The following is an 8,283-nucleotide window of genomic DNA, read 5'->3' on the forward strand; positions in this document are numbered from 1 at the left end:
TGGGTCGGCGCGCATGAACGCCCGGAATTTCTGAGGCAGTCCGCGCTCTTGGCTGAAAACTGGCGACTGCAGGGCGTCGAAACGCATCTGGTGGCAGACCCAAACCGGCACCATTTCGATGTCATAGATGGTCTGAAACACGCAGATCACCCCCTGACCCAAGCTTTTGCCGGAGACTGACAGGATCGTAAATCGGATACGGCGCGGCACCTAGGACGCTGGTGTTTCTGAAACCCCAGACGTCCGATTACCCCAGTGCAGCGCAGCCTATCAGGGCGGCCGCATCGTCATCGATGATTGAAATCGATGGGGTGATCTTGACGAACGCATTCTCGCGCATTGCCTCTTGCGCACAGATCTCTGCGCGATTTCCGGTCAGCGAGGATCGCGCAACGCCGCCCGCCAGAAACACGCCATCTGTTGGCAGATAGGCCACTTTCAGCTCGGCAATCAATACGCCGATCAGCCTTGCATAGTGATCCAGCGCCGCATCTGCCGCCGCGTTGTCGGCTTGGCCCTGCTTTGCAATGAAGGGCGTGACACGCGCCACCTCTTGCCCCGTGACATGCGACAGAAACAAGCGTCTGCCGCGTCCCGAGAACAAAGCCTCGACCGTGGGAAAGGCCGCCGAAAGGTCCGGTGCGATCTGATCGAGCGCGGTGCTGATCGAGGTGAACATGCTGGTGTGCCCCGCTTCGACAGCGGGACAGATCGTTTGATCGCGGACAGAGACCACAGGACTTACGTTAAATCCCGTACCGATCCCCACGACCAAAGCCTGTTTTTGCAGAGACTGCGGCGCAGGGTGTTTGACGATCGGCACCACCTGATTTGGCGCCAGTCGCAACGCGGCATAGCCCAGCGCGGTCAGGTCGTTGATGACATGCACAGATGCGCCATCAAAGCGAGCCGACAGCTCTGATCCGTCGACCACCCAGTCCAGATTGGTCAACCGTCCCCGATTGCCCACCACGGGACCCGCCATCGCAACAACCAGCTGCTCGGGGCTTGGCGCGTCGCCCAAAAACGCGGCCAGCACGCTTTCAAAACTGTCAAACTGCGCATTCTGAAAGCTGCGCGATGACCCAATCTGGGTGGCATCAGGCGAGACGAACGCAAGCCGTGTATTCGTCCCGCCAATGTCAGCAACCAACCGCATCGTCTGGGCCACTTAGTTCAGGCGCAGACCGCTGTCTGGAGCAAAATACGAGACCTTGTTCAGATCAAACGCCAGTTGCTGGCTTTGACCGGCCGTCGCAGTGGTTTCCGCGTTCAAACGCGCCGTCACCTGTGTGCCGCCCAGTTCTGACACCACAAAGGTGTCAGCACCCGCAGGCTCGACGATCTCGATCATGCACTCTGCGTCCTGAAGCTGATTGCTTGCGCCGCTGTAAAGCTTGGGCTCGACAATATCTTCGGGGCGGATGCCCACCACAACATCAGACGGCAACGAGATATCGCGAGTTTCCGTCATGACGATTGGCGGCGCGTTCTTGCGCTCGATCTCGATGTTGATGCCAACGCCATTGGCTTTGGTCTTTGCCGGGATCAGGTTCATCGCCGGGCTTCCCATGAAGTCGGCCACGAACATGTTGGCTGGTGTGTTATAGATCTCGGCCGGAGAGCCGATCTGCTGGATCACACCGGCTTTCATCACCACGATTTTGGTCGCCAGCGTCATGGCTTCGATCTGGTCGTGGGTCACATAGACCATCGACGCGCCAAGACGTTGGTGCAGCGCTTTAATCTCGGTGCGCATTTCGACACGCAGCTTCGCATCAAGGTTGGACAGCGGTTCGTCAAAGAGGAACAGCTTTGGATCCCGCACAAGGGCCCGGCCTATCGCAACCCGCTGACGCTGACCACCAGACAACTGACCCGGACGGCGGTTCAGAAGCTGTTCGATCTGCAACTGCTTGGCGACTTTTTCAAGCTGCTCTTGTTGCTCTGCCTTGCTTGCGCCGCGCACTTTCATGCCAAAGGTGATGTTCTTGGCCACCGACATGGTCGGGTAAAGCGCATAGGATTGGAACACCATCGCAATGTCGCGATCCTTTGGATTGACGTGGGTCATATCCTGACCGCCGATCGCCAGGGTGCCGCCGCTGATGGGTTCCAGACCTGCGATACAGTTTAGCAGAGTGGATTTACCGCAACCGGAAGGTCCAACCAGAACCAGGAAGTCTCCAGGCTCGATAGAAACATTGATGTCTTTGAGGATTTCAACAGAGCCATAGTTTTTGTACAGGCCCTTGATATCAAGAATTGGAGCCATTGGATTATCCTTTCACGGAGCCAGCGGTCAGGCCGCGGATAAAGTATTTACCTGCAACAACATAGACGAGGAGGGTTGGCAGTCCGGCGATGATCGCGGCGGCCATGTCTACGTTGTATTCTTTCACTCCGGTTGTGGAGTTTACGATATTGTTCAGTGCGACAGTGACGGGTTGGGTTCCGGCCTGGCTGAAGGACACACCGAACAGGAAGTCATTCCAGATCTGTGTGAATTGCCAGATGATGGTCACAACCACGATCGGGAGGCTGAGCGGCAGGAAGATCGAGAAGAAGATCCGAAAGAACCCTGCCCCATCCACCTTGGCAGCCTTTGTCAGCTCTGCCGGGATTGTCACATAGTAGTTGCGGAAGAACAGCGTGGTGAACCCAAGGCCATAGATCACGTGGACAAAGATCAGACCCGGAATAGTGCCCGCGATCCCCATCAGCCCCAGCATCCGCGCCATCGGCAGCAGAACCACCTGAAACGGGATGAAGCAGCCAAACAGCATCAAAGCAAAGAACAGGTTGGCACCGGGAAAGCGCCATTGCGCCACAACATATCCGTTCACAGCACCGATCAGCGTGGACAGCATCACCGCAGGGACGGCGATCAGAACAGAGTTCCAGAAGTAAGGCTGAACACCTTCACACTGGATCCCCGTACAGGCGCTGGACCAAGCGGTCGACCAGGCGTCAAATGTCACTTCGCGTGGCAGCGATAGCAGGTCACCGGTTCTGATCTCTTCGAGGCTTTTCAGCGATGTGGTGACCATCACAAACAGCGGCGCCAGATAGAACAGCGCGAACGCACCAAGAAGGACATATAGCAGCCAGCGCAGGACCAGTTTGCCGATCGGGCTTTGTGCCGGGCTGGCGGGCGTTTCTGAGTTAAATGTCATAGCAGAGTCAGCCATTTTTCGCTCGCAATTCGGAGTAGAGGTAAGGAACGACGATTGCGAAGACGACCATCATCATGACCATGGCAGAGCTGGCCGCCTGACCAATGTCGCCGCGAGAGAACGCCATTGCGAACATGTAGGTTGCAGGCAAATCCGTCGCAAAGCCTGGGCCGCCGCCTGTCAGAGCAATCACAAGGTCAAAACTCTTGATCGCAAGGTGGGCAAGCACGATGAAGGCAGACAAAAAGATCGGTGCCATCGCGGGAATGATGATCGCGGAATAGATCCGCCATGCGGGAATACCGTCGATCTGCGCCGCTTTGATGATTTCTCCGTCAACAGAGCGCAGGCCTGCGAGGAAAAGCGCCATCACAAATCCAGAGCTTTGCCAGATGGCCGCGATCACAACCGTATAGATCGCCATGTCCGGGTTCACGAGCCAGTCGAAAGTGAAGTTCTCAAATCCCCAGCCGCGCACCATAGCCTCCAGGCCAAGTCCCGGGTTCAGGATCCATTTCCACGCGGTGCCGGTCACGATCATAGAGAGCGCCATCGGATAAAGATAAATGGTACGGATTGCGCCTTCGGTGCGAATGTTCTGATCCAGAAAAATGGCCAGAACCAATCCAAGGATCATCGAAATGCCAATGAACAGCGCGCCGAACAGGAACAGGTTGCTAAAGGCGGTGTCCCAACGCAGCGATGCAAACAGCCGGTCGTATTGGATAAAGCCCTCAATCTCGTATTTGGGCAGAAGCCTTGATTTTGTCAGAGAGACCCATGCGGTCCAAGCGATGAAGCCGTAAACAAAAACCAGTACGGCGACAAAGGACGGTGCCAGCATGATCTTTGGCAGATGATCTTCAAGAAATTTCATGTCTTTGTACCCCTTGGGGTGAATGGCCCCGCCGCATAATGCGGCGGGGAACTTAAGCCTTTTACACTTGGTAAATTACAGGCTGTTTGCGACTGCTGCCCAAAGTGCGTTCACCGCGTCTTCAGAGGACATGTCAGAGTTGAAGTGCTGTGTCACAACGTCGGTGATTGCACCGGATTGCGCGCCGCGCAGCGCCATGCCGTGTGCATAGCTTGGCAGCAGAGAGCCACCTTCGTTGGAAGCTGCCATCTCATCAGAGGACAAAATCGCACAGCTGTCAAACTCGTCCAGAGCAACGTCTGTCCGCGCTGGGATAGAGCCTTTGTTCAGGTTGAAGACCTTCTGGAAGTTCTTACCAACGATCAGCTCGGCCAGCAGAGCCTGACCTGCTTGTTTGTCGCCACCGTCAACTGCGAACATTGCAAAGCTGTCCACGTTGTAAAGGAAACCCTCACCCGGTGTAGATGCGCAGAGGAAGTCCTCGCCAGGCGCTTTGCCTGCTGCCAGGAATTCACCCTTCGCCCAGTCACCCATGATTTGGAATGCGGCTTCGCCATTCATGACCATTGCGGTCGCCAGGTTCCAGTCACGGCCAGGGAAGTTCGGGTCGACAAAACCACGCATGGTGCGCATTTGGTCAAAGACAGCAACCATTTCAGGAGATGTCAGAGTGGCCTGATCCAGGTCTACGAATGCCTTGCGGTATCCGTCTGAACCCAGGATGCCCAGAGCAACAGCTTCGAACACTGTTGCGTCCTGCCATGCCTGACCACCGTGTGCCAGTGGGATGATGCCTGCCGCTTGCAGCTTTTCTGCGGCGGCGTTGAATTCGTCCCAGCTGGTTGGCATTGCGATGCCGTTGGATTCCAGAACGTCAGCGTTTGCCCAGATCCAGTCAACGCGGTGAACGTTTACCGGCGCCGCACACCATGTGCCTTCGCACTTCATGTGGCCTGCGATGGATGCTGGCAGTACGTCTGCCCAACCCTGTGCTTCCGCTACAGAAGAGATGTCCGCCAGAACGCCTTCTTCGTACCATTCTTGGATTGCTGGGCCTTTCAGCTGAACGGCTGTTGGCGCGTTGCCGGCCAGAACACGTGCACGCAGTGCTTGCATGGCTGCGTCGCCGCCACCGCCAGCAACTGGCATATCGGTCCAGGTACCGCCGTTGTCGGCAAACTCTTGTTGCAGAACTGCAACCGATTTTGCTTCGCCACCGGATGTCCACCAGTGCAGCACCTCGGCCTGTGGTTCAGCGAATGCAGCGCCTGAGATCATCAGCGCGACTGCGGAAACTGTCGTAGAAATTCTGTTCATTAAGGTATCCTCCCTCGATTAAACGAAGCCCGAATGGGGCTGCATATTGCTAATCGCAGCCTTGCACTGTGCTCAACCCGGCTATCCACCTGAATCATGGCTTAACGCCAGAATTTCAGCTCTGCCGTTACAGGGTGTTACAAAGAGATTGCTTTTGTTGCACAGTGTTACAAAACTCCCGGGCACCCATGGGATAAGCCCGCCAAGAAAGGAAAGCCGTTTGTCGATTCCCCGAATATTGGTAGTCGAAGACGATACTGAAATGCGCCAAATGCTGACTCGGTATCTGCAAAAGCACGGCACGATTGCACTGCCGGCAACAGGTGAAGTGGACATAAAAAAGCACTTTGACAGTGGACGCATTGATCTGATTTTGCTGGACGTGATGCTGGGCGAGGAAAGCGGCATCGAGATCTGTGCCAACATCCGCAAAGAGCACAATGTTCCGATTATCATGGTCTCGGCCCTGTCCACGGACCAGCAGCGTATGTCGGGCTATTCGGTGGGCGCGGACGACTATATCGCCAAACCTTTCAACGCCGAGTTGCTGATGGCACGCATCAAGGCGGTTCTGACCCGATCTAGACGCAGCGCCTCTTTGTCACATCGGCGGCGCCAGACAAGCTATGCCTTTGCAGGCTGGTCACATGATGCGCGCACAGACGAGGTCATGTCGCCTGCGGGCTATCAGGTGGCCCTGTCGCAACGCGAGCTGGCTTTGCTACAGGTGTTCCTTGCCAACCCGCATATCCCGCTGACCCGCGAAGAGATCGTGGAGGGGCTGAACATCACCGACAGCACCGCCGACAATCAGGATGTCAGTGGCCGCGCGATTGATATGCTGGTTGGGCGGTTGCGCTCAAAGGTCGAGGACAATCCAAAGAAACCTCAGATGCTCAAAACGCAACGGGGCGTCGGCTATGTCTGGGCTGTAGACGTTATCGCGACCGACGCATGAACAGCCTGAAGAACGCCAGCATCGCGATGATCCTATTTGCCTTTGTGACGGGGATGATCTCGACCGGCCTGTGGCTGATTTCGTCGAACGCCTGGACCCAGCATCTGTTCCTGGCGCAGCATCGTGGCCACGTTCTTTTTGACCATTTGTTGTTTGGGGAACCCTTGCCGAGCGAACTTCGGGTGTCGCCCCTATCAGAGCAGGACGCGGCCCTTGCCAATCAGGGTAACTTTGAACGCATGACCCAAATCCCGCGCCCGACGTTGGTGACGTTTCTGGCCGTCGGGGACAGCTCGTTTGAACTTCGCGCCGATACGCCGCTGAAAATCGCGGCGATCTCACCGAAACTGCGTTACCCGCTGTCTGAACTGGATCTGAGCGATGGGCGGTCATCCCGCGACGCGCTTGGCGCATTCACCATGCTGATGGCGCGGTATTGCAGCGATGCGGTCCTGTTGGTCAAAGCGGGTGACAAGGAGTGGCTTCGCATTTCGGGAATGGGCGTCTGGCATTGCAGCGCCTCGCCAAGTGATCGTCGCCTTCTGGCCATTTTGCTTGCACTGGTGTCGGTGGTTTCCATCATCGGCTTTGCCGTGAGCCTTGCGTCGCGCTTTACTGACTTCGCCAAAACCCTCAGCGACAGAAAGACCACGGATCGCACCAAGCAAATTCAGCTGACCGGCCCCGCGGAATTGCGCGCCATCATCGAAGCGGTCAACGCCTATCGCGAAGAAGAGCGTAAACACCTGTCCGAGCGCGCTGTGATTATGTCAGGCGTCAGCCACGACCTTGGCACGCCTGCAACCCGCCTGAGGCTGCGCGCCTCAATGATCGAAGATTTTGAGCTGCGGCGTAAATTCGAGGCGGACATCGATCAGATGACCGGGATTATCGAAAGCGTTCTGACCTACACCCGCGCCGAACTCAGCACCGAAGCCCCAAGAAAGCTCTCGCTCACGTCCTTGGTCGAAGCGATCGTGGCCGATTATGAAGACATGGGCAGCCCCGTGCGCCTTGAGCCGATGCAAAACATCGTTTTTGACGAAGGCCGCAGCATCTTTATGTCGCGTCAAAGGCAGAACGAACTCGAGGAAGGCAGCCCTCTGTTGGTCATGGGCCGCCCCCTGGCCCTGAAACGTGCGATTGGAAACCTGATCGACAACGCGTTGAAATACGGGCGCAACGCCACCATTCATCTAGAGGCAGACGCCAGCGACGTGCGCATTCTGGTCGAAGACGAAGGCGGCAAGCCCCTTGCGGACGATCTTGAAAAACTCACCCTGCCCTTCAAACGCGGGCCAAACGCGCAGTCCGCCAAGGGCTTTGGGATGGGACTGACGATTGTTTCATCAATCGCGTTGGAACACGGCGGCGATCTGACGTTTGGACCGGGACGGGCGGGCACGATCGCCCAATTGCGCATCCCTCGCGGTTAATCGACGATGACGCGCGGCTCGGGGATGCCTTTCACGGGCATCGCCTTGGCAAAGGTCATTCCGGCCTGCGCGTCGGTCAGATCATAGTTGGACGAGGCCACAAACAGCGTTGTGCCCTCTGCGCCGCCAAAGGCCGGACACGTCGCCTGAGAGGTCGGGATCTCTACGGCATCGACGCAAACACCGTCCTCATAGCAGGCAACCCGCGATGCGCCCCATTGGGCGTTCCAAAGTCGCCCTTTGACATCAAAGACGGACCCATCCGGGTTCAGATCTTGATCTGACAGGTCCAGATAGGTCTCGCGCGCACCCACGGGCCATCCTGTGGCCGGATCAAGCGCGACGCTGTCGATGCGCTGCTTGGCCGTATCCGCAAAAAGCGCAAGGGGGGCACTTGGGTGAAAACAGATCGAATTGGGGATGGTCAGCTCTGAGAACATCTGCCGCAACTCACCTTTATAGAACCGATAAATCGCGCCCACATTGGGTTCGTTTTTCTTGCCCATGGTGCTGATCCAA

At 56.8% G+C, this 8,283-nt stretch carries 8 protein-coding genes and 1 pseudogene; 3 read left to right on the plus strand and 6 right to left on the minus strand.

All coding sequences use genetic code 11. The features are described 5' to 3' along the window. Positions 1 to 180, plus strand: a pseudogene (locus ACEQWH_RS12095) (alpha/beta hydrolase); the annotation flags it as partial. 67 nt (positions 181 to 247) lie between these two features. On the opposite strand, the gene ACEQWH_RS12100 reads toward ACEQWH_RS12095, so the two are convergent. The 5 genes from ACEQWH_RS12100 to ACEQWH_RS12120 form a co-directional block, all read right to left on the minus strand. Then, positions 248 to 1,159 carry a glucokinase gene (locus ACEQWH_RS12100; RefSeq protein ID WP_370231237.1) on the minus strand — a complete coding sequence of 304 codons (912 nt, stop codon included), beginning with the start codon at positions 1,157 to 1,159 and terminating at the stop codon, positions 248 to 250. 12 nt (positions 1,160 to 1,171) lie between these two features. After that, positions 1,172 to 2,275 (minus strand): ABC transporter ATP-binding protein, encoded by a 1,104-nt coding sequence (locus ACEQWH_RS12105; RefSeq protein ID WP_370231239.1) that lies wholly within the window; start codon positions 2,273 to 2,275, stop codon positions 1,172 to 1,174. A 4-nt stretch (positions 2,276 to 2,279) separates the two neighbouring features. Next, positions 2,280 to 3,191 (minus strand): carbohydrate ABC transporter permease, encoded by a 912-nt coding sequence (locus tag ACEQWH_RS12110; protein WP_370231241.1) that lies wholly within the window; start codon positions 3,189 to 3,191, stop codon positions 2,280 to 2,282. Next, entirely contained in the window at positions 3,184 to 4,053 is an 870-nt protein-coding gene (locus ACEQWH_RS12115; protein WP_370231242.1) for a carbohydrate ABC transporter permease, read from the minus strand. Before ACEQWH_RS12115 ends, ACEQWH_RS12110 begins: the two co-directional genes overlap by 8 nt. Positions 4,054 to 4,128: 75 nt before the next feature. Next, positions 4,129 to 5,370: an ABC transporter substrate-binding protein gene (locus ACEQWH_RS12120; protein WP_370231244.1), complete on the minus strand. Its 1,242-nt coding sequence runs from the start codon at positions 5,368 to 5,370 to the stop codon at positions 4,129 to 4,131. Between the two features lie 220 nt (positions 5,371 to 5,590). Between ACEQWH_RS12120 and ACEQWH_RS12125 the strand changes: the two genes are divergently transcribed. Together ACEQWH_RS12125 and ACEQWH_RS12130 are read left to right on the plus strand one after the other, a co-directional pair. Next, positions 5,591 to 6,328: a response regulator transcription factor gene (locus ACEQWH_RS12125; protein WP_370231245.1), complete on the plus strand. Its 738-nt coding sequence runs from the start codon at positions 5,591 to 5,593 to the stop codon at positions 6,326 to 6,328. Then, positions 6,325 to 7,764 carry a sensor histidine kinase gene (locus ACEQWH_RS12130; protein WP_370231247.1) on the plus strand — a complete coding sequence of 480 codons (1,440 nt, stop codon included), beginning with the start codon at positions 6,325 to 6,327 and terminating at the stop codon, positions 7,762 to 7,764. The genes ACEQWH_RS12125 and ACEQWH_RS12130 overlap by 4 nt, the downstream gene beginning before the upstream one ends. Here the strand turns inward: ACEQWH_RS12130 and ACEQWH_RS12135 are convergent. After that, a partial coding sequence (locus ACEQWH_RS12135; protein ID WP_370231249.1) for an SMP-30/gluconolactonase/LRE family protein occupies positions 7,761 to 8,283 on the minus strand: 523 nt, incomplete at its 5' end. The genes ACEQWH_RS12130 and ACEQWH_RS12135 overlap by 4 nt on opposite strands.

The sequence above is a fragment of the Cognatishimia sp. genome (genome assembly GCF_964229375.1).
In the GTDB taxonomy this organism is placed as follows: Bacteria; Pseudomonadota; Alphaproteobacteria; order Rhodobacterales; family Rhodobacteraceae; genus Cognatishimia.